Origin of the sequence: Streptococcus sp. HMSC077F03 (genome assembly GCF_001812375.1) — a bacterium.
Taxonomy (GTDB): Bacteria; Bacillota; Bacilli; order Lactobacillales; family Streptococcaceae; genus Streptococcus; species Streptococcus oralis_S.
Genome location: NZ_KV808803.1, coordinates 1 through 239, shown reverse-complemented (window position 1 = coordinate 239; position 239 = coordinate 1). Strand labels below are relative to the sequence as shown.

The 239-nt window shown below is 54.4% G+C and carries 2 tRNA genes; both read right to left on the bottom strand.

Going from position 1 to position 239, the window contains the following annotated elements:
* Positions 1 to 42: 42 nt before the first annotated feature.
* Positions 43 to 116 (bottom strand) — tRNA-Ile (locus HMPREF2853_RS09480).
* Positions 117 to 129: 13 nt separating this feature from the next.
* Positions 130 to 203: transfer RNA gene (locus HMPREF2853_RS09475), tRNA-Met, on the bottom strand.
* Between the last annotated feature and the right edge of the window lie 36 nt (positions 204 to 239).

Here is a 239-nt window from a genome sequence, read left to right as displayed (position 1 = left end):
GTTCCCTTCAGCCGGACTTGGGTAATCCTCCAGTATTTACAATGGACCTTGTAGGACTTGAACCTACGACCACTCGGTTATGAGCCGAGAGCTCTAACCAGCTGAGCTAAAGGTCCAACAAGATCAATATAGCGGCGAAGGGGATCGAACCCCCGACCTCCCGGGTATGAACCGGACGCTCTAGCCAGCTGAGCTACACCGCCATGAATCGGGAAGACAGGATTCGAACCTGCGACACC